Origin of the sequence: Anthropogastromicrobium sp. (assembly GCF_037349415.1) — a bacterium.
Lineage (GTDB): Bacteria > Bacillota > Clostridia > Lachnospirales > Lachnospiraceae > Anthropogastromicrobium > Anthropogastromicrobium aceti.
The window spans coordinates 33,913-56,438 of the sequence record NZ_JAXWCK010000027.1; the positions used below are offsets into that span (position 1 = coordinate 33,913).

Sequence of the window (22,526 nt, forward strand, 5' to 3'; positions counted from 1 at the left end):
AAACGGTTATAGAAAAATTAGAAAAAATTCAGAAAAAAGGTCATAAAAAGCAAATTTTAAGCATGTTGAAAAATACTAGTAAAAAAGATATGATGAGTACAACAAAAAGCAACAAAACTAAGAACGAAAATCAGCGGTTTGTTGTATAAAAGCACATTTTTATTAGGAGGAAAAACATGAAAAAAAGAACGTTAGCAGCACTTCTCGGCACATTGACAGCACTTTCAAGTGTAGCACCAACGATGGCACAGGCAGCAGAAAACACAGAGGAATACACTGTGACATTCTGTAGAACACAGGACTCCACAATGGAGAGTGATATTTTTTCTATTTTAAAGGATGAGTCCTATGAGGATAACCGTTGGACTAGACTGATTGCTGATCGTCTTGGAATCAATGTGAAGTATCTGTGGATTGCACCGAATGAAGAGCAGCAGACACAGAAGTTTAATGCAGCCGTTGCAGCAGGAACGATACCAGATATCGTTTGTGTCGATAAATTGACACTGAAAAATCTGGTAGAAGCAGATCTGGTTGTTGATATGGGATCATATTTTGAGGAGTATGCGAGTGATCTGCTCAAGTCCATGATCGAATCTGCAGGAGAGCAGTGTGTGCAGGCATGTACTTTTGATGGAGTACAGTACGGAATCCCATATGTTGATTGTGATATTGAGACCGCACAGATGCTTTGGCTTCGTCAGGACTGGATGGATGAGTTGGGGCTGGAAGCACCAAAGACAATTGATGATTTAAAGGGAATCATGGATGCCTTTATGGAAAAGGTAGGAGATGGTGCAGTTGGCATGGCTCTTTGCAACGATTTGTATGGAAACTTGATGGATATTAAGGGCTTTGCAAATGCATATGGTGCATACCCGCGTTACTGGGTACAGCAGGATGACGGAACACTCGTATACGGCAGCACGACACCAGAGATGAAGCAGACACTGGAAGCATTGGCTGATCTGTATCAGAATGGTTATCTGGATGAAGAGTTCCATGTAAATGATGGAACAAAGGCAGCAGAGGATCTGGTAAACGATAAGTGTGGTGTATTGTATGGATGGCATGCAACTGCTTTGTGGCCACTGCAGGATAATTTGAACCAGAATCCAGATGCAGACTGGAGACCATATCAGATCGTAACCAGCGAGGAAAGTGCAGAGGTGACACCGGGTATCAACATGATGACAAGCAGCTGGTATGCAGTAAGCTCTGAGTGTGAGCATCCAGAGGCATTAGTTGAATTGCTAAATCTCTATTGTGAGAAGGTATTCGATCCAGAATTAAATGAGTATAGCTACTATGCAAACCCAGGTGATGGATTAGAGGGTGTATGGAGACTTTCACCGGTATCCTTAAACAGCCCGGATAAGAATCAGCAGACCGCAAAGGCAATCGCAGAGCCGTTAAAGACTGGCGATCCAGGAGATCTTTACGGAGAGCAGCTTAGCATGTATGAGTACAGCAAGGCAGCGCAGGATGGCGATACAACACTTTGGGGCTGGAATCGTGTATTCGGTGAAGGTGGTTCCCAGATGCTTTTGATTGATTATGAGAACGATGAAAACGTAAAGTTAGTAAGAGATCAGTTCTATGGAGTCGCAACTGAGACCATGAGTATGAGAAAGACAACATTGGATACCATGCTCGATGAAGCGTTCATTAAGATCATCACTGGACAGACAACTGCCGATGAGTTTGATAACGTTGTAGAATCTTGGTATTCTGCAGGTGGTCAGGATATGACGGATGAAGTGAACGAGTGGTATCAGGCACAACAGTAATTGGTCAGAGATAAAAAAGGCTGTCATGCAGCGTCTGGTGTGGCACAGCATGGCAGCTTTTTCATTGTTTTATTGAAGTACAGTTGGAATACAGCGATGAAAATGAGGGATTTGAAATGCCAAATATAAATATAGTAAAAAAAGTAAAAACGAAATATACGAAAGCAAAGTTTAAAAAAGAGTTGCCATTGCATCTGATGATTCTTCCGGGACTGATTCTTGTTCTTATTTTTTCCTATGTTCCGATGGGCGGATTGATCATTGCATTTCAGAAGTTTATCCCGAGTAAGGGAATGTTTGGAAAACAGAAGTGGATCGGATTTGACAATTTTTCATATGTATTTTCCCTTCCGGGTTTCACACGGGCGATGATGAATACGATTATTATAGCAGCATGGAAGATCGTGCTGGGATTAGTTGTTCCAATCGTGTTTGCGCTTCTTTTAAATGAAATAAAGGGACGCCGTTTTAAGAAAGTCGTGCAGACAATTGTGTATCTGCCTTACTTCATGTCCTGGGTTATTCTCGGTGGAATTTTCCGTGATATGCTTTCCCCGGGAGAAGGAATCATTAATCAAATCATAACCGCATTTGGCGGAAAATCCATTTTCTTTTTAGGTGACAATCGATATTTTAGAGGTACGATGATTGTGACCGATATCTGGAAAAATTTTGGATATGGAGCAATTGTGTACCTAGCTGCTATTTTGGGCATTGACACGCAACTGTATGAGGCTGCACAGATTGACGGCGCAAATCGCTGGCAGCAGACATGGCATGTTACACTTCCAGGTATGAAGATGATCATCGTGCTGATGATGGTACTTAGTCTTGGAAATGTATTAAATGCAGGTTTTGATCAGATTTTCAATATGTACAGCACTTCTGTATACCAGACAGGAGATATCATTGATACGTTTGTATACCGTCTTGGTCTTTTGGATGCGCAATATGGACCAGCAACAGCTGTGGGTTTGTTTAAATCCGTTATCTCCACACTTTTTATTTCGATATCGTATTTCCTGGCGTATAAGCTGGCTGATTATCGTATCTTTTAGGAGGAACTGTTATGAAGAAATCAAAAGGGCGTATTGTTTTTGAGGTAATTAATGTAATTGTGCTGTCATTGCTGTCATTTGCCTGCCTGTTTCCGTTGTTAAATATTCTGGCAATGTCATTTTCAAGCAGTACAGCAGTTGCAGCTGGAAAAGTTTCTATTTTTCCTGTTGAATTTAATCTGTATGCGTATGATTATGTAGTAGGGAAGGCTGATTTCTGGAAATCACTGCTTCGCTCGGTGGAGCGTGTCGCAATCGGACTTCCATTAAATATGATTTTAACAATTATGCTTGCGTACCCACTGTCAAAGGAATCGACTTCATTTCGCATGAGAACTGTGTATGTATGGATTTTCTTCTTTACAATGCTGTTTTCAGGTGGCCTGATTCCGGGCTATTTGCTAATTCAGAATCTGAAAATGATGGATACGATCTGGGCGTTGGTGCTTCCAGCAGCAGTTCCTGTTTACAACGTAATTTTGATGTTAAATTTCTTTAGAGGAATTCCACACGAATTAGAGGAGGCAGCCGAGATCGACGGAGCAGGACAGTGGCGTATCTGTTTCCAGATCTTTGTACCATGTGCAAAGCCGTCAATCGCGACTCTGATGCTGTTTTCCTTTATTAGTCACTGGAACAGCTGGTTTGATGGATTAATTTTCTCTAATTTCCCATCAAGCTATCCATTAGCATCGTTTTTGCAGACCGTTGTTGTACAGCGTGATATGACATTGCTTAGTTTAGAGGACTGGCAGTCCATGTCGATGATTTCAGATCGTACCGTGAGGTGTGCACAGATCTTTGTTGGAATTATACCGATCATTTTGATTTATCCATTTGCACAGAAATATTTTGTAAAGGGTATGACTGTAGGTTCTGTAAAGGGATAAAAAGATGAAATGACAAAATGACAAAGATGAACGATGACGGAGGCTTAATTGGAATGAGAACTGAGGATCTGAGGGTACAGGCACTGAAAAATCCGCTGGGAATCAACGAAAATCCGGTGTTTTCCTGGCAACTGGTATCGGATAAAAAAGACGAAAAAAATGAAAGACAGACTGCATATCGAATTCTGGTATCAGAGAGTGAGGCATCGCTTATAAATGAGACAGGGATGCTCTGGGACAGCGGTGTTGTAAAGGAAAGCCGCTGTTTTGGAATTTTGTATCAGGGCAAAAAGCTACATTCTGCACAGAAAGCGTATTGGAAGGTGATGGTGTGGGATGGAGAAAATCAGGCATCCGTGTGGAGTGAGACGGCATCATTTGAGACAGGCTTACTTGAGCGCGAGGATTGGAAAGGCACTTGGATTGGACAGGGTGAAGACTATGAAAATCAGGAGTTAGCTCCGGTTTTGGTAGGTGAATTTGAAGTGGCAGATCTTGAACAAGTAGTATGTGCACGAGCGTATATCAGTGGACTTGGTGTGTTTCTGGCTGATATGAATGGACAGAAGTTATCCGATGCTTTTTTTGAGCCTGGCGAGTCTGATGCGACAAAGACTGTTTATTATGTGACTTATGACATTACAAATCAACTTATTTCAGGCACTAATTTCCTTACGATAACGCTGGGAAATGGTCAGTACACTGGGTACACAATCAACCCGGTTATGGTATATCAAGATGGAACAAAGACAAAATTTGGCCGTTATCAGAAAAATGACAGTTGTTTTGTTAAGCCGGGAATCTGTGGCAGAAAGAAGTTGATCGCTCAAGTAGAGCTGATCTTAAAGGATGGAACAAGAAAGATTGTTTGCACATCCAATGAAAACTGGCTGTGGGTCAATGGACCGACTGTTTTTCAGAACTGGTATGGCGGCGAGGATTACGATGCCTGCTTGGCAGAAGAACTTATAGGAAAGATACCATCAGAGGAAAATGGCTGGGCCAAAGCAAAGAAAATGCAGTCGCCAAAGGGAGTGCTTATGGCGCGCGAGTGTCCGCCAATTAGGATCGAGGAACGCTTTACCGCAAAGAGCGTAAAAAAGCTGGGAGAAGGTCATTTCATGGTAGATGTGGGAAAAAATGGAGCTGGTTTTGTGGAGCTTGTGCTACATGGAACAACAAAAGAAAATCGTGGAAATTGGATTTCTATGTACCCAGCGGAAATGATAAATGAGACTGACAATGGTGTAGACCAGAGGTCGTGCACTCAGAGTTGGAGTGAGAAGTTTGACTGTGTGATTCGCGATTCCTATCGAATGGCAGGAACTGGTGAGGAGCGTTGGCATCCGTCCTTTTGCTATCATGGCTTTCAGTATGTGGAGGTCGTCGGCTTCCCAGGTGAGCTTACGTCAGATCAGATCATCTGCTGTCGTCTTGCAGTAGCAAATGAGAAGCATGGCACTTTTGAAACTTCAAATCAAACTTTAAATCGTATCTGCGAAATTACAGACCGCTCAATTTCAAGCAACATGTACTGGAGCTTTACCGATTGTCCGCAGATTGAAAAACTCGGCTGGATTGAAACTTCACATCTGATGTTTGCATCTGTTGCAGATGTGTATGACATTCGCGCATGGATGAAAAAGATTATTCATGATATCTGCGATTCGCAGCTCGATAACGAGCAGGCTTCGCTTGCAGGAAATAATGAGGAGGGGTTTGTGCCAGGTATCATTCCTGCGTTTTATCGTATCGGAGGACTTTACAAGGATCCAAACTGGAATGGTGCATGTGTTTTCACACCGTGGGCATATTATCAATATTATGGCGATGAAGCTGTATTGCGTCAGGCATTTCCAGTAATAGAGCGTTACCTAGCCTATTTGGATCGCCAGACGACAAATGGTGTCTTGGAAAATTATGCGCAGATGGGCGAATGGGGTGAGTATGGGGAGCATACACCAAATGTGCTGGTCGCTACTTGTGCATATTACAGAATGCTCGTGATTACAAAGCAGATTTGTGAAATTTTAAAAGGGCAGAAAAAACAGAAAGAAAATAAGCTAGATAAGAAAGCAAAATTATACGAGGCAAAAGCACAAGCCGTAAGAGACGCATTTTATCACCATCCAGAGTGTTACGATGAGGCAACTGAACAGTTTGGAACAGGCAGTCAGGCAAGCTATGCGATTGCATTGTTTAGCGGTATGGCAGAGGAGCATGAAGAGCAGGCAGTGAAAGCACTCGTAGAAGCTGTAAAGAAAAATGGTTATCATTTGACGTCAGGAGAAGTTGGTTTAAAACAGGTATTTACTGCACTGGCAGAGGCAGGCTATAGTGATGTTGTCTATCAGATGGTAATGAATCCAACTGCGCCGAGCTATCGTGTATTTGCCGATAATGGACTTACCACATTGCCGGAGTATTGGAATTATGAGGAACTTTGGCTTGGTAGTATGGTGCGCTCCCGTAATCATGCGATGATGGGTCATGTGCGCGAATGGATGACAAGCTTTGTGTTAGGGCTTCGTCCGCAGTCACCAGGATGGACAAAAATGTTAGTGGCACCGTATGCCGTAGCAGAGTTGACGTATGCGAAGGGGAGTGTTATGACCCCGTGGGGAATTGTAAAGGTGTCATGGAAAAAGGAGAATGAAAGCTTTTTTCTTGCGGCATACATTCCGCTAGGAATTATTGCTACTGTATGTATGCCAAAAGAATACGGTGGTTCACAGCTTGAGGTTGGAAGTGGCGAGTGGAAGTTTGAGGCTAAGGTAGAAAATTAGATCTAAAATTATTGCCCATGAGAAAGTCATTTATCATTATTCGCAGTTAAAAAGTATACAAGTTTTTTAACTAAAATTTGTAGAGTGACAATTTATTCATAAATGTATTTGAAAATCCGTATATGTTCATAAAAAGATTGATTTTTTTGAACATATACGGATATACTATTTTTAAGGGAAAGGAGGCTGCAAATGGAGATTGAAAGTGAAAAGAAAGATAAGGATATAAATAAAACACAAAATGAACGGGAAATCGAGCGCCTTAACCGCAAATTAAAGCGAGTGATGGAAGAATATGCGAAGTGTGCAAAAGAAAGAGATGAACTAAGGGCAGCGATTAATGTTGCAAAAAGAAAGAAGGGAAGACCAGGACTAAGTACAGAGAAGAAGGCAAAAATTTGCACACTTTATCAGCAGGGAAATTCCATGCGCCAGACTGCGCAAAAGGCAGGAGTGTCGCTTGGTACAGTAAGCAATGTTATAGATGAGGCAAAAAAGTCTTCAAGAATTGTCTATGTATATATGGATCGTAAAAAACCAGCAACATTGTTGGACATTTATCCAGCAATAAACAGACTGGAAATCTGGAACTTCACAGATGATCTGATTAGTCGGGCATTTGGCAGCCGCGAAAAACCTTCGTGGCAAGAATATGAGCAATTTTTAGAGGATCGCTGTATGCCTAGAACACGATACGGAATAAAAAAGGAACTGGAACATATGGGGCTAGACAGCTACGATCCATTTCAGATTGTGGAGATAACAAAGGGGCGCGTATATGGAGACGGGCAATGGTTAGCGCGAATGGATCAAAAAGGAATAGATCAAATTGACTGTATTCTGAAAAAAACGTCTAAAAAAACAAAAGAAAAACAGGCGAAAGCACTTCTGGAGTTTATTGATTTGTGGAAGGAGGAACAAGAATAAAGAAACATCTATTCACAAAAACTGAAAATGTAAAAAAAAACAATTGCATTTTTGAAACAAACGTGTTATATTACAAATAGCGCGTTTTATTGCGCATGCCTATCCGCATCTAATGATGAGGATTAAGCCCATACGGACAGGCGGGGCAGCTGCCGATTGTGGTTTTTAAACCGCGTTATTGATTGAGTTAGAAGCTCAAATTTTATAAGTTGACGGGACATGGCACAGTAGTGTGCTCATCCGGTCGAAACATCACTTGTGAAACGGTCAATAATAATCGGATGCACATCTGGGCAAAAGCATGCGTGCGAAAAAACGATACATAGGACTTTACGGAACAGGTGATGCAGCCTGTTCCTTTTTTTATAAAAGAAACAGGTCATCAAATTGAGAGGACTGTAGGCAAATGGAAAAAGGACAAATGCGCGCGCCAGTTTATGAGGCGCTTGAAAAGCTAAAGAAACGAAGAGTGGTTCCGTTTGATGTGCCAGGACATAAGAGAGGACGTGGAAACCCGGAATTAGTCGAGCTTCTTGGTGAAAAATGCGTCAGTCTTGATGTCAATTCCATGAAGCCGCTTGATAATCTGTGTCATCCGGTTTCAGTAATTAAGGAGGCAGAAGAGTTAGCGGCAGAGGCATTTCGTGCCGATCATGCATTTTTTATGGTTGGAGGAACAACGTCCTCTGTTCAGGGTATGGTGCTTTCTGTCTGCAAGGCAGGAGATGAAATCATTTTGCCGAGAAATGTTCATAAGAGTGTAATAAATGCACTTGTGCTTTGCGGTGCAATTCCAGTATATGTAAATCCGGAGATGGATAATCGTCTGGGAATCTCGCTTGGTATGCAGGTAAGCGAGGTAGAAAAGGCGATTCTTGAACATCCAAAGGCAGTAGCTGTCCTTGTCAATAATCCGACATACTATGGAATTTGTTCGGATCTTCGTTCTATTGTAAAGGTGGCACATGCACATGGCATGAAGGTGCTTGTAGATGAGGCACATGGAACGCATCTTTATTTTGGAGAAAATCTTCCAGTTTGTGCGATGGATGCAGGAGCAGATATGGCCTCAGTCTCCATGCACAAATCAGGCGGAAGCCTGACGCAAAGCTCCATCCTTTTAACAGGAAAGAACGTAAATTGGGAGTATGTCAGTCAGATTATTAACCTGACACAGACAACAAGTGCATCATATCTGTTGATGTCAAGCCTTGACATTTCCAGAAGAAATTTGGCACTTCGCGGAAAAGAATCCTTCGCAAAGGTCGCAAAAATGGCAGAGTATGCCCGTGATGAAATCAATGCGATTGGCGGCTATTATGCCTACGGCAAGGATTTAATCAATGGAGGAAGCGTTTATGATTTTGATGTCACAAAGCTTTCTGTTTACACAAGAGATATTGGTCTTGCGGGAATCGAAGTCTATGATTTGCTTCGTGATGAGTATGATATTCAGATTGAGCTTGGTGATATAGCAAATATTTTAGCTTATATTTCTATCGGAGACCGCATTCAGGATATAGAGCGTCTTGTTGGTGCACTTGCCGATATAAAGCGTTTGTATTCAAAGGACCCGGCTAGTATGTTAAATACAGAGTACATTAATCCGAAGGTACTTGTATCACCGCAGACAGCATTTTATTCAGAAAAGACACGCCTTCCAATTAGAGAGACATCTGGCCGCATTTGTGCCGAATTTGTCATGTGTTATCCGCCGGGAATCCCGATTTTGGCACCAGGCGAGCTTATTACAGACGAAATTATTGAATATGTACTTTATGCAAAGGAAAAGGGCTGTTCTATGCAGGGAACGGAAGATCCAGCAGTAGAGTATTTAAATGTATTATAAGGCTGCAGAATAAAATGTGGCAGCTGAAAGGATAAAAAATGGAGCTTTGGTTTTCAGATTATCATACTGACAAGGTAAAAATGTCAGTGAAAGTGGAAAAGCAGCTGTTCGGCGAGCAGACCGATTTCCAGCGAATAGACGTGTTTGATTCAAAGGAATTTGGACGATTTATCAGCTCCGATGGAAGCATTGTATTTTCCGAGAAGGATGAGTTTGTATATGACGAGATGATCGTTCATGTGCCTATGGCAGTTCATCCAAATGTGCGCCATGTGCTTGTAATTGGAGGCGGAGATGGAGGCGTAGCAAGAGAGCTTTCTTATTATAAAGAGATTGAAGAGATTGATGTTGTTGAGCCAGATGAGGTATTTGTAGAGGTCTGCAAGAAGTTTTTCCCAGACAATGCAAGAGGTCTGGATGATCCGCGTGTGCGCGTCTTTTACGCAGATGGTCTTCGTTTTCTTCGTTCAAAGAATGATCAATATGATCTGATTATAAATGATGCAATTGATCCGTTAGGTCATACGGCAGGATTGTTTACGAAGGAATTTTATGGAAATTGCTATCGCGCTTTAAAAGAGGATGGCATCATGGTTTATCAGCATGGAAGTCCATTCTATGATGAAGATGAGGATACATGCCGCGCAATGCACCGAAAAGCAAGCCACAGCTTTCCAATAAGCAGAGTATATCAGGCACATATTCCAACATGTGCATCAGGTTATTGGCTGTTTGGATTTACGTCAAAAAAATATCATCCGTTGACAGATTTAAATGTGGAACGCTGGAAGGAGCGCAATATAAAAACGTGGTATTACACCACGAATCTGCACAAGGGTGCATTTATGCTTCCTCGATATGTTGAGGATATGCTGGAAGAAGAGGAAAACTAATATAAAACAGGAGGACAAAACGATGGGAAGACTTTTAATTATTGGATGTGGTGGAGTAGCAGGTGTAGCAATTCATAAGTGCTGCCAGAACAGCGACACCTTTACAGAGATCTGCATTGCAAGCCGTACAAAATCAAAGTGTGATGCATTAAAGGAAAAGCTTGAGGGTACCACAAAGACTGTAATCACGACAGCACAGGTAGATGCAGACAACGTAGAAGAGTTAAAGGCATTAATCAATTCCTATAAGCCACAGGCTGTTTTGAATGTTGCACTTCCGTATCAGGATTTGACCATTATGGATGCATGTCTTGCATGTGGTGTTGACTATATTGATACTGCAAACTATGAGCCAGAGGATACAGATGATCCAGAGTGGAGAGCTATTTATGAAAAGCGCTGCAAGGATGAAGGTTTCACTGCTTACTTTGACTATTCATGGCAGTGGGCATATAAGGAGCGTTTTGAAAAGGCAGGTCTGACTGCACTTCTTGGAACTGGCTTTGACCCAGGCGTAACAAGTGTTTTCAGTGCATATGCATTAAAGCACTATTTTGATGAGATCGAGACAATTGATATCTTAGACTGCAACGGTGGCGATCATGGCTATCCGTTTGCAACAAACTTCAATCCGGAAATCAACTTAAGAGAGGTTTCTGCAAATGGCTCCTACTGGGAGAATGGTCACTGGGTAGAGACAAAGCCGATGGAGATCAAGCGTGTATATGATTTCCCACAGGTTGGTGAGAAGGATATGTATCTGCTTCATCATGAGGAAATCGAATCTCTTGCAAAGAATATTCCAGGTGTAAAGCGCATTCGCTTCTTTATGACATTTGGTCAGAGTTATCTGACTCATATGAAGTGCCTTGAAAATGTTGGTATGCTTTCCACATCACCTATTAACTTTGAAGGAAAAGAGATCGTTCCGATTCAGTTCTTAAAGGCATTGCTGCCAGATCCGGCTTCCTTAGGACCAAGAACAGTAGGAAAGACAAATATTGGCTGTATTTATACAGGAACTAAGGATGGAAAGAAGAAGACCATCTATATCTACAATGTATGTGATCATCAGGAGTGCTACCGCGAGGTAGGTTCCCAGGCAATCTCTTATACAACAGGTGTTCCGGCAATGATTGGAACAGCACTTGTCATGGATAAGGTGTGGAAAAAGCCAGGTGTATTCAATGTGGAAGAGTTTGATCCAGATCCATACATGGATATGTTAAACCGCTATGGTCTGCCGTGGGTAGTAGATGAAAATCCGCAGATCGTGGAGTAATGAAGCTATGTGGGAAACAATCAAAACACCAGCCTATGTGGTTGATGAAAAAAAGCTAAGAGAAAATCTGGAATGTCTGCATCGTGTCGAAGAAGAGACGGGCTGTCATATCCTTTTGGCACAGAAAGCTTTTTCAATGTTTCGCGTATATCCGCTGATCGGGTCGTACTTAAGTGGTACGACCGCCAGCGGTCTTTATGAGGCAAGGCTTGGATATGAAGAGATGAAAAAAGAAAACCATGTCTTTGCACCAGCTTACAAGACAGAGGATATGAAGGAGCTTGTAACGATCTGTGATCATATCATTTTCAATTCATTTGCGCAGTTTGAAAAGCACAAAGAAATCATTTCTGAATATAATAACAGTCAGAGAGAAAACGGGAATCGTGTAAGTATCGGAATGCGTGTCAATCCAGAGTTTTCCACACAGGAGGGTCATGCAATATATGATCCGTGTGCACCAGGTTCACGTCTTGGTGTAGTGCGCGCAAAATTTCCAGAAACACTTCCAAAAGAAATAGAAGGACTCCATGTGCATACACTCTGTGAGCAGGATTCTGATGATTTGGAGGCAACCTTCAACGCTTTTGAAAAGTCTTTTGAACCATATTTAAAGAAGATCAAATGGCTTAATCTCGGAGGCGGTCATCATATCACAAGACCAGGCTATGATATTGAACGTCTGATTCGCCTTATAAAGCGAATAAAGGATACCTATCATCTGGAAGTATATCTGGAGCCTGGTGAAGCAATTGCATTAAACGCGGGTTATCTGATAACAGAGGTTCAGGATATTGTGGACAATGACCTTTCTATTCTGATATTGGATGCATCTGCAGCATGTCATATGCCGGATGTATTAGAGATGCCGTACCGCCCACCGCTTAAAGGCGGCGATGAAGCTGGTAAGAAGCCTTATACATATCGCCTCTCATCCATGACATGTCTGGCTGGAGATGTGATTGGTGATTATAGCTTTGACCATGAAATTCATGTGGGAGACCGTCTTGTATTTGAAGATATGGCAATTTATTCCATGGTAAAAAACAATACATTTAATGGAATTGGTCTGCCAGATATTTGCTTGCTTCATGAAGATGGAGCCATCGAGACAGTAAAGCGCTTTGGATATGAAGATTTCAAAAATAGACTTTCTTAGTGGTGTTACGAAACGACATCGGTGTAATGGTTTCGTCAAACATTGACGCGTATAGAATTCATCTAAGAAAGAGGAAGGAATCAGAAATTTATATGAAATTGATAAAGCAAATTCCGAGTGAGGACGGCTTTTACATGCCCGGCGAGTTTGAGCCGCATCAGGGCTGCATTCTAATATGGCCAAAGCGCCCAGGTTCGTGGGGATATGAGGCCAAAGCGGCAGGGAATGCATTTGCAGCAGTGATCAAAGCCATAGCACAGAGCGAGAAGGTCTACGTTGCGGTCACGAAAAAAACACTTCCAATTGCACAAGAAAAGCTGTTTGGAGAAAATAAAAACGCGGACATAATGCAGCAGGACAATATTGAGCTTTTCTTTGCAGATACCGATGATGCATGGGCAAGAGATGTGGCACCTACTTTTGTTAAATCAAATAAACACAATACTGCAAATTCAAATCAAGAAGGTTCAGATCAAAGTTCAAGTTCTGCTAGTGATTCTGTTATTCGAGCCATAAATTGGGAATTTAATGCGTGGGGCGGAAATGTCGATGGTTTGTATGCTTCCTGGGAAAAAGACAATGCATTTGCCAGTGCATTTGCAGATCAGTTTGGCTTTGACTGGTACGATGCTGCGCCATTTGTATTAGAAGGTGGTTCCATTCACAGCGATGGAGAGGGTACACTTTTAACGACAGAAAGCTGTCTGTTAAGTGCCGGACGAAATCCAAATCTTTCGAGAGAACAGATTGAAGAACAGCTGTCACGTTTTCTTGGAATCAAGAAGGTATTATGGCTTCCGCGAGGAATTTATCAGGATGAGACAAATGAGCATGTAGACAATGTGTGTGCATTTCTTCGCCCAGGTGAGGTAGTGCTTGCGTGGACAGATAATAAAGATGATCCTCAGTATGAGCTGTCACATCAAAGCTTATCGTATCTTGAAAACGTGCGAGATGCAAAAGGCCGCAAGCTTGTTATTCATAAGCTTCCAATTCCAGATCATCCGATATGCATCACAAAAGAGGATCTTGACGGCTATACATTTGAGGAAGGCGAGGATATGCGAGAAGTTGGAGAGCGTCTTGCAGCATCCTATGTCAATTTTTATTTTTCAAATGATGCGATCATTTTGCCAGTGTTTGGCGGTGAAAATAAGGAAAGCGATGAGCGAGCTGTGCAGCTTATGCAGCAGTGGAATCCAGACCGAAAGGTAATACCTGTTTTTGCGAGAGATATTTTGACAGGAGGCGGAAATATTCACTGCATAACACAGCAGATTCCAAGATGATTGAAACGAAATAGCAGCGCATGATATCCTTATAGCGAAATCGGACGCTGTACGCGATATTTGTGGAGAAGAGAGGAAAATTCATGAGTAAAATAAAAGCAGCAGCAATTCAGATGAAATGCAGCACAAATCCCAAAGAGAGTCTTTCGCATGCAGAAGAAATGGTCAGAGAAGCCGCAGCAAACGGCGCCAATGTCATTCTTTTGCCAGAGCTGTTTGAACGCGAATATTTCTGTCAGCAGCGCCGCTACGATTTCTATCAGTATGCTAAGACAGTAGAAGAAAATAAGGCAGTTCAGATGGGCAAGCGCCTTGCAAAAGAGCTTCAGGTTGTTCTTCCAATCAGTTTTTATGAGAAGGATGTCAACAATCTGTATAATTCCGTAGCATGTATAGATGCAGACGGAACACTGCTTGGCGTATATCGAAAAACGCACATCCCGGATGATCATTATTATCAGGAAAAATTTTATTTCACACCGGGCGATACAGGCTTCAAGGCATTTAAAACACGCTATGGAACAATCGGAATTGGCATCTGCTGGGATCAGTGGTTTCCAGAGACAGCACGCAGCATGGCACTTTTAGGTGCAGAAATTTTGCTCTACCCGACAGCCATCGGCTCCGAACCAATTCTAGAGTGCGACAGCATGCCGCACTGGAGACGCGTCATGCAGGGTCATGCGGCAGCAAATCTGATGCCAGTCATAGCAGCAAACCGAATTGGAACAGAAACAGTAGAGCCATGCGAAGAAAATGGTGGCCAGACATCTGCATTAAATTTTTATGGTTCATCATTCATTGCAGACGAAACAGGAGAGCTTATAAGCGAAGCATCACGCGATCAGGAAGAAATTCTTTATAGTGAATTTGATTTGGCAGAGCTGGCACAAAAGCGCCTCGAGTGGGGACTATTCCGCGACAGAAGACCAGAGATGTATGGAATTATCGTGGGGAAGAAGTGATTGATATTGACGCTACAGTTCAAATAGAAGCCAATATTGAGGCAAAGCCCGAAGGTGAAGGGCTTTCGTAATATAGATGCGTGAACTGTAGGTATCGCAAAACTTTCACAAAATAAATTATGAATTTTATTGACAGATAGAATAATAAGTGTTATAGTACATGTAGAGCAGAACAACAATATCATTCTGCCATTTGGAAACAGTTAAGCACGAAGCTCTTTATTTGGAGCGTTTCATAAAAAAGGAGTGAGAACTGTGATGAAAAGAGATTACTATGAAGTATTAGGCGTCAGCCGCAGTGCAGACGCATCTGCAATAAAGAAAGCATATAGAAAATTAGCCAAGAAGTATCATCCAGACAGTAATGTAGGAGATGCATCGGCGGCAGAGCATTTTAAAGAGGTAAATGAGGCTTACGATGTACTCGGTGACGAGAAGAAGCGTAAGCTTTATGACCAGTATGGCCATGCCGCATTTGAGGAAGGCTTTGGTCAGGGCGCAAATGGTTACTCAGGTAGCTATTCCGGTGGAGCAGGCGGCTTTGGTGGTTTTGGCGGATTTAAGAATGCCGGCCAAAACGGCGGTTATCAGGAGTATCATTTTAATGGAAATGAAGCCGACATGGATGATATATTAAAAAATTTGTTCGGCGGCGGTCATTTTAAGGGTGGTTTTGGCGGTACTGGAAGTTCAGGCAGGAGAAGCTATTCGTCTAGTGGCTTTGGTTCTGGTTTTGGTCAGGGCGCTGATGGCTACAGTAGTTATTCAGACTTTGGATCTGATTATGGTTCAGGCTTTGGAACTGGTGTAGATGAAGCAAATTCCCTTGATGTCAAAGCAGAAGTTACGGTTAGCTTTGATGAAGCAGCCTTTGGTGCAAACAAGAGAGTTCGTCTGCAGGGTTCTGATGGAAAGGTTCAGACACTTGAAATTAAGATTCCGGCAGGTATAGATACGGGAAAGACAATTCGTCTTAAAGGAAAAGGCAATGTCGGAAGAAACGGCCGTACAGGCGATCTGTTACTTAAAGTAACTGTACAGGATAAGCTAGGATTTCGCCGTGAAGGAATGGATGTATACACAACAGTGCAGATTCCATTTACAACAGCTGTATTTGGCGGCGAGGCTCGCATTCAGACTATTCATGGTGATGTTATCTGCAAGATCAAACCAGGTACTCAGTCAGGCAGCAAGATCCGTTTAAGAGGCAAAGGTATTGTATCAATGAAGGATTCCAAAGTCTTCGGCGATCAGTATGCGGTTGTCGAGATCCAGGTACCAACGACACTTACACCACAGGCAGCAAGAAAGCTGCGTGAATTTGAAGCAGAGTGCGCAAAGACATCAGGCACGTCAAACGGAACACATGCAGCATAATTGCCTGATTGATAGAAAAAAAGACTCTCATCATCCGAAAGGAATGGTGGGAGTTTTTTATTGCGCTGTGGGAATCCTTTCAGTATAATGGATTTGTAAAAAAACAAGGGGGACTATTTTATGTCAATGCAAATTGTGTTTGAGCAGATTCTTATAATCTTTGGCTATGTAATCGTCGGCTACGTGGCTGGAAAGAAAAATCTGATCACAAAAGAGCAGCAGCGCTATCTTTCAAAACTTGTTTCATCACTCATTCTTCCGTTTACAGTGCTGTCAGCAAGCAGCATGGAGGCAAGTGGACAAGATATAGTAAATGTTGCCATTGCTGTGGCGCTTCTTTTTTCCTGTATGGCACTTACATCAGCTGGGTGTATGCTATATGCAAAAATAAAACAGGTGCCGGAAAAAAAGCGTGCAGCCTACACGGGACTTTGCACATATCCTAATTGCACCTTTATTGGAATGCCTCTATGTATTGCGTTAATGGGAGATTGGGGAACACTTTACGGTGCAGCAGGAATTATTGCATTTAATTTGTTATTTTTCACACTTCAGATTTCTCTTTTTACAAGACAGAAATTTCATCCAAAGATTTTCTTAACACCGCTTAATATAAGTACACTTGCACTCATTTTGATGTTGATTTTTCATGTGCATTTTCCAAGACCGCTTCAGACAGTTTGCTCCAATATCGGAGGAATCACAACACCTATGGCGCTGATCATCGTCGGCGTTATGCTTGCGGATGGAAATCTTATTCAGATTGTGACAGAAAAAAGAGCGTATGTGATCTCATTAATCAGAAATTTGATTTGCCCGCTTATAATGTTAGTAGTGATGGCACTTCTTCCGTTAGATCCGAATTTAAGAATGGCAGTGTTGATTTATGTGGCATGTCCGGTAGCAAATCTGACAAGCGTATATGCGATTCAGCACGATATGGAACCAGCTCTTTGTGCGAGGGCAACGCTTCTTTCTACGATTTTATTTGCTGCAACAATCCCATTTATCATCTGGCTTGGACAGCTTGTATATGGCGTTTAAACATAATGTTAATTTTTTAACAAAAAAGCATAAAAACTGGCAAAAAGATGTGCCCAATTGGTAAAAAAAGCAATTGACTTTTAGTGAAAATTCTGGAATAATATAGATAGATTGGGATGCTTTTTGGTTTGCCCCAAAGCCACCAATTATATACAGATATTTAAGAAAAGAGAGGTTAATGTAAAATGGCAAAAGTGGATTTAAGCCAGTATGGTATTACTGGAACTACAGAAGTTGTATACAATCCTTCTTATGAAGATCTGTTTGCAGAGGAGACAAAGCCGGAACTGGAAGGCTATGAGAAGGGACAGGTTACCGAGCTGGGTGCTGTTAATGTCATGACTGGTATCTACACCGGACGTTCTCCTAAGGATAAGTTCATCGTTATGGATGAGAACTCTAAGGACACAGTATGGTGGACCTCTGACGAGTATAAGAACGATAATCATCCGGCAAGCGAAGAAGCATGGGCAGCAGTAAAGAAGATCGCTCAGGAAGAACTTTCTAACAAGAAGCTGTATGTTGTAGATGCATTCTGTGGTGCAAACAAGGACACCAGAATGGCAGTTCGTTTCATCGTAGAGGTTGCTTGGCAGGCTCACTTTGTAACTAACATGTTTATCCGCCCAACAGCTGAGGAGCTGGAGAACTTCAAGCCAGATTTCGTTGTTTACAACGCATCTAAGGCTAAGGTTGAGAACTACAAGGAATTAGGTCTTAACTCTGAGACTGCAGTAGTATTCAACATCACCAGCCATGAGCAGGTTATCATCAATACTTGGTACGGCGGCGAGATGAAGAAGGGTATGTTCTCTATGATGAACTACTTCCTTCCATTAAAGGGTATGGCTTCCATGCACTGCTCCGCTAACACCGATATGAACGGTGAGAACACCGCTATCTTCTTTGGTCTGTCTGGAACAGGTAAGACCACTCTGTCTACTGACCCGAAGCGTCTTCTGATTGGTGATGACGAGCACGGCTGGGATGACAACGGCGTATTTAACTTCGAGGGTGGATGCTATGCAAAGGTTATCAACCTTGATAAGGATTCTGAGCCGGATATCTACAATGCAATCAAGAGAAACGCTCTTCTTGAGAACGTTACTGTTGATGAGAATGGCAAGATCGATTTCACAGATAAGAGCGTAACCGAGAATACTCGTGTATCTTATCCGATCGAGCACATCGAGAAGATCGTTCGTCCGATCTCTGCTGCTCCGGCTGCAAAGAACGTAATCTTCCTGTCTGCAGATGCTTTCGGCGTACTGCCGCCAGTATCTATTCTGACTCCAGAGCAGACTAAGTACTACTTCCTGTCTGGTTTCACAGCTAAGTTAGCAGGTACCGAGCGTGGTATCACTGAGCCGACTCCAACCTTCTCCGCTTGCTTCGGACAGGCATTCCTTGAGCTGCATCCGACCAAGTATGCAGAAGAGCTGGTTAAGAAGATGGAGAAGAGCGGTGCAAAGGCATATCTGGTAAATACCGGATGGAATGGTACTGGAAAGCGTATCTCCATTAAGGATACTCGTGGTATCATCGATGCAATCCTGGATGGTTCCATCACAACTGCACCTACCAAGAAGATCCCGATGTTCAACTTCGAGGTTCCGACTGAGCTTCCAGGTGTAGATCCGAAGATCCTTGATCCTCGCGATACCTACGCTGATGCTTCTGAGTGGGAGGCAAAGGCAAAGGATCTTGCTAGCCGTTTCGTAAAGAACTTCAAGAAATATGAGGGCAACGAGGCAGGTAAGGCTTTAGTAGCTGCAGGTCCGAAGGCTGAGTAATTCAAGCAAATTTAATATGCATGTTAATTAGGCAACTGATTGACTAAGTGAGAGCGGGTCATGCGAAAGCATGGCCCGTTTTTTTCGAAGGAGAAAATGGGATAGAGTATTTTGAGAGGCAGTAGAAGAAAAAGGAGGTAAAACATGGCTAGCACATACGAAAACTATTTAGAAACACCAAAGAGTCTGACATTTGATCAGATGAGAGATCTGCATCAGAAATTACTTAAGGAAATCGAAAATGATCCAGTTGGTCAGGAACTGTATGATGAATTGATAGGAGAAGCAACAACATATGCTGAAATCCGCGCAAAATGGCTGAGCTTAGATCGCAGCCAGAAGATGGAGCAGGACTCTTTTCGCACAGCCTGCCACAACAGTGTCATCACTCATTTTAATATGATGGCGCGCTATTTAAAGACGCAGGGAAAAAATACTGAGTGGAGAGATGCACTAGGATATGAAGAAGATGATAAATATTATAGAAAAACGATAGGTGATTTCGGTTGCTATATTGTCTTCATCAATAGCCTTTGTGCGAGATAACTTATAGGGAGGCATGCACATGCATGCCTCTCTATAATTTCCTACTTCCTATTTCTACCCAAATGTGTTATACTATACCCTGTATAGCTTTGTAAAAAACTCAGGACAAATTCCTAACAAACTTTTTACGAACCTGACACAAAAATCTCCCACATCTCGTAGGTGTGGATTGAAACAACGTTGCCTGCATGACAGGCAGGGGAGAGATGGATATGGAGGAAAAAAATAAGCCGGGTGAAACGGTACCGGAGCCGGGTGAATCTGAGAGAATATCGGCAGAGAGAAAAGCTGCTTTGCAGGATATAGACAGAAAGCGCGAGGAGAAGGAAAAGCTTCGTCAGACGCAAAAGCAGGAGGCTGTGAAAGTACATGGAAGCTTAAGTGCGTATATGAACTGGCCGCTGCTTGTATGTATTTCGCTTTTGATTCTAAGCATCATTATCACTATGATTGACTGGATGGCTGGTGTGGCGGCAAGCGCCTGCTCAATTGTTCTGATCATAGGTCTTATGGCGCTTTCAATCTATTATCACCGCAGAATTAACAGTGACATGGTTGGCTTTGGCGCAGGTTATGCCCAGATTCAAAAGCAGCTGCTACAGGAAATGGAATTTCCATATGGTGTGGCAGATGAGATTGGCCGTCTAATATGGATGAATCAGTCATTTCAGCGAATTGTTCAGCTAAATAACAATGCACATAAAAACTTGGGTACGCTGTTTCCGGGAATCGACAGACAGTTTCCAAAGAATCAAAGAACATCACAGGTCCATTCGGAGTATCTGGGAAGAAAATATCAGATCACGATTAAGGCTGTGTCGATTCGTGATATTGTGGAGACGGTTGTTGATGAAGAGGATCAGGGAAAAAAGGCACCAATGATGTATGCAGTGTATTTGTCAGACGAGACACAGATGCTTGAGTGGAAGCAGAAGGTTGAGGATGAAAAGCTTGTTGCGGCGCTGATTTATCTTGATAACTATGATGAAGTCCTAGACTCCATAGAGGAGACGAGACGACCTTTGCTGATAGCGCTGATTGACCGTCAGATTACAAAGTATATCAGTGCCTATCATGGTGTTATTAAAAAGCTAGAGAATGATAAATATTTTGCCATCGTCAGCAACGAGCATTTAAAAGAGATGCAGGCAAATGATTTTTCACTTCTTGAGGATGTGAAGACGATCAGTATCGGAAACACGATAAATGTTACGATCAGTATCGGACTTGGCATAAACGGCGGAACGTATTCGAAAAATTATGACTACGCGCGCATGGCAATTGACATGGCACTTGGACGCGGCGGTGATCAGGTTGTTCTTAAAAATCAGGATGAGATCACCTATTATGGCGGTCGTACACAGAGCCAGGGCAAGAATACGCGTGTTAAGGCGCGTGTCAAGGCACAGGCGTTAAAGGAGCTTATAGAGGCATCTTCTGATGTGCTGATCATGGGTCATTCAATCAGCGATGCAGATTGTATTGGTGCTTCAGTTGGTATTTATCGCGCAGCCAGAACATCTGGTAAGGATGTTCATATTGTGCTGAATACTATTGCAAACAGCATAAAACCTCTTCTAAATCGTCTTGCCGAGGATGAAGAATATGGAAAGAAGCTGTTTATTAATAATGAGACTGCAATTCAGAGGATAACAGAAGGAACACTTCTGATTGTGGTGGATAATAACAGACCAAGCCGAACAGAGTGTCCGCAGCTTTTGCAGTTAGCACAGCATGTGGTAGTGCTTGACCATCATCGTCAGTCGCGTGACTGTATTGAGGGTGCAGTGCTTAGCTATGTGGAGCCTTATGCATCATCTGCCAGTGAGATGGTGGCAGAGATATTGCAGTATTATTCAGATTCAATCAAGATTCGTCCGACTGATGCAGATGCAATGTATTCTGGAATTGTTGTAGATACAAATAATTTCATGAATAATACAGGTGTCAGAACGTTTGAGGCGGCGGCTTTCTTACGTCGAAATGGTGCCGACATTACAAAAGTGCGAAAGCTCTTTCGTGATGATATGGAGGATTACAAGGCAAAGGCAGAGGCCGTGCGTGAGGTGGAGATGTTCCATGAGCGCTATGCAATCAGTGTATGTCCAAGTGACATGACTGGAAATCCGACAGTTATTGCAGCGCAGGCAGCAAATGAGCTTTTGGGTATTCGCGGCATTCGTGCATCATTTGTGATGACAGAATATGAAAATCAGATTTATATTAGTGCCCGTTCTATTGATGAGGTAAATGTACAGACCATAATGGAAAAGCTTGGCGGAGGCGGTCATATGAACGTCGCAGGTGCCCAGCTTCGCAATGTCACACTTGGAGAGGCCAGAAGTATGTTGAAGGATGTGCTTATGGCTCAGGAAGAAAAAGGTGACGAAGTGAAGGGCTGATATAGATATTAGAATTGGAGGAGAAAAAAATGGAAATAATTTTATTACAGGATGTAAAATCACTTGGAAAAAAGGGTGAGCGCGTAAAGATTAACGATGGTTATGCAAGAAATTTTGTGCTTCCAAAGAAGCTTGGAATTGAAGCAACAGCAAAGAATTTAAATGATCTGAAGCTACAGAAGGCAAATGAGGATAGAATTGCAGCACAGAAGTTAGAGGAAGCAAAGCAGTTGGCAGCAAAGATTGAGGAAAAGTCAGTTGTACTGAATGTTAAGACAGGTGAGGGCGGCAAGCTGTTCGGCTCTGTATCCACAAAGGAAATCGCTGCTGCATGCGAGAAGCAGTTAGGTCTTGAGATTGATAAGAAGAAGATGGTTCTGCCAGAGCCTATTAAGGCATGTGGAACTACGATTGTTCCGGTTAAGCTTCACAGAGAAGTAACTGCAAAGCTGACCGTTAAAGTTCAGGAAGCATAA

General features: G+C 42.5%; 17 protein-coding genes. All 17 read left to right on the forward strand.

The genetic code is table 11. The annotated features are described in order from the left end of the window. Positions 1-176 precede the first annotated feature (176 nt). On the forward strand, positions 177-1,790 hold the full coding sequence (locus WJP93_RS05145; protein WP_337547210.1) for an extracellular solute-binding protein: 1,614 nt from the start codon (positions 177-179) through the stop codon (positions 1,788-1,790). Between the two features lie 116 nt (positions 1,791-1,906). Next, positions 1,907-2,848 (forward strand): ABC transporter permease subunit, encoded by a 942-nt coding sequence (locus WJP93_RS05150; RefSeq protein ID WP_337547211.1) that lies wholly within the window; start codon positions 1,907-1,909, stop codon positions 2,846-2,848. An 11-nt stretch (positions 2,849-2,859) separates the two neighbouring features. After that, positions 2,860-3,738, forward strand: coding sequence for a carbohydrate ABC transporter permease (locus WJP93_RS05155; RefSeq protein ID WP_066558076.1), 879 nt, complete (start codon positions 2,860-2,862; stop codon positions 3,736-3,738). Between the two features lie 17 nt (positions 3,739-3,755). Next, positions 3,756-6,524, forward strand: a complete 2,769-nt coding sequence (locus tag WJP93_RS05160) for a family 78 glycoside hydrolase catalytic domain (RefSeq protein ID WP_337547212.1) — start codon at positions 3,756-3,758, stop codon at positions 6,522-6,524. Positions 6,525-6,716: 192 nt separating this feature from the next. After that, complete coding sequence (locus tag WJP93_RS05165) at positions 6,717-7,451, forward strand: hypothetical protein (protein WP_066558067.1); 735 nt, start codon at positions 6,717-6,719, stop codon at positions 7,449-7,451. A 406-nt stretch (positions 7,452-7,857) separates the two neighbouring features. Further along, complete coding sequence (locus WJP93_RS05170; protein WP_227100249.1) at positions 7,858-9,300, forward strand: aminotransferase class I/II-fold pyridoxal phosphate-dependent enzyme; 1,443 nt, start codon at positions 7,858-7,860, stop codon at positions 9,298-9,300. Positions 9,301-9,338: 38 nt separating this feature from the next. Further along, positions 9,339-10,193, forward strand: coding sequence for a polyamine aminopropyltransferase (speE, locus tag WJP93_RS05175; RefSeq protein ID WP_337547213.1), 855 nt, complete (start codon positions 9,339-9,341; stop codon positions 10,191-10,193). Between the two features lie 22 nt (positions 10,194-10,215). Further along, positions 10,216-11,475 (forward strand): saccharopine dehydrogenase family protein, encoded by a 1,260-nt coding sequence (locus WJP93_RS05180; RefSeq protein WP_337547214.1) that lies wholly within the window; start codon positions 10,216-10,218, stop codon positions 11,473-11,475. Positions 11,476-11,482: 7 nt separating this feature from the next. Further along, positions 11,483-12,634 carry a carboxynorspermidine decarboxylase gene (gene nspC / locus WJP93_RS05185; RefSeq protein ID WP_273406267.1) on the forward strand — a complete coding sequence of 384 codons (1,152 nt, stop codon included), beginning with the start codon at positions 11,483-11,485 and terminating at the stop codon, positions 12,632-12,634. 92 nt (positions 12,635-12,726) lie between these two features. Then, on the forward strand, positions 12,727-13,923 hold the full coding sequence (aguA, locus tag WJP93_RS05190; RefSeq protein ID WP_337547215.1) for an agmatine deiminase: 1,197 nt from the start codon (positions 12,727-12,729) through the stop codon (positions 13,921-13,923). Positions 13,924-14,006: 83 nt separating this feature from the next. After that, positions 14,007-14,888 carry an N-carbamoylputrescine amidase gene (aguB, locus tag WJP93_RS05195; protein ID WP_337547216.1) on the forward strand — a complete coding sequence of 294 codons (882 nt, stop codon included), beginning with the start codon at positions 14,007-14,009 and terminating at the stop codon, positions 14,886-14,888. Between the two features lie 255 nt (positions 14,889-15,143). Then, positions 15,144-16,265, forward strand: coding sequence for a J domain-containing protein (locus tag WJP93_RS05200; protein ID WP_337547217.1), 1,122 nt, complete (start codon positions 15,144-15,146; stop codon positions 16,263-16,265). A gap of 120 nt (positions 16,266-16,385) precedes the next feature. Next, positions 16,386-17,309, forward strand: a complete 924-nt coding sequence (locus WJP93_RS05205) for an AEC family transporter (protein WP_308730894.1) — start codon at positions 16,386-16,388, stop codon at positions 17,307-17,309. A 185-nt stretch (positions 17,310-17,494) separates the two neighbouring features. Beyond that, positions 17,495-19,102 (forward strand): phosphoenolpyruvate carboxykinase (ATP), encoded by a 1,608-nt coding sequence (gene pckA, locus WJP93_RS05210; protein ID WP_308730893.1) that lies wholly within the window; start codon positions 17,495-17,497, stop codon positions 19,100-19,102. Positions 19,103-19,246: 144 nt separating this feature from the next. Continuing rightward, positions 19,247-19,648: a hypothetical protein gene (locus WJP93_RS05215; RefSeq protein ID WP_308730892.1), complete on the forward strand. Its 402-nt coding sequence runs from the start codon at positions 19,247-19,249 to the stop codon at positions 19,646-19,648. A 212-nt stretch (positions 19,649-19,860) separates the two neighbouring features. After that, entirely contained in the window at positions 19,861-22,050 is a 2,190-nt protein-coding gene (locus tag WJP93_RS05220; protein WP_337547218.1) for a DHH family phosphoesterase, read from the forward strand. 29 nt (positions 22,051-22,079) lie between these two features. After that, positions 22,080-22,526 carry a 50S ribosomal protein L9 gene (rplI, locus tag WJP93_RS05225; RefSeq protein WP_308730891.1) on the forward strand — a complete coding sequence of 149 codons (447 nt, stop codon included), beginning with the start codon at positions 22,080-22,082 and terminating at the stop codon, positions 22,524-22,526.